We start from the raw sequence: 255 nt of genomic DNA on the forward strand, positions 1-255 counted from the left end.
GCGAAGTCCTGCAGCAAAACTTTCCACATCGCGCCCGATTTCGGCCTGATGGGGAGGCAGAAGGTCATTCTCTCCGCCCAGAATGTATTCCACCGGATCTTCATAGGTCACTATTTTGCGATCGGGGAAATTTTTCAGAATGTGGCGATACAGTGCCGCCGCCAGTGTGGATTTCCCGGAGCCGGTTTCTCCGCAGATGAAGCCCAGGCCGGTTTTTCTGAGCATGGCATCCAGCAGATCCGGTTCAATATTCAT

1 protein-coding gene is annotated in these 255 nt (G+C 53.3%); it reads right to left on the bottom strand.

Features of this window, described 5'->3' with window-relative positions; all coding sequences use genetic code 11:
• Positions 1–255: ATPase, T2SS/T4P/T4SS family (locus tag E0D98_RS27075; RefSeq protein WP_165941098.1), on the bottom strand; the 255-nt coding region annotated here is incomplete at both ends.

This window comes from Escherichia sp. KCJ4928, assembly GCF_004352695.1.
Taxonomy (GTDB): Bacteria; Pseudomonadota; Gammaproteobacteria; order Enterobacterales; family Enterobacteriaceae; genus ECMA0423.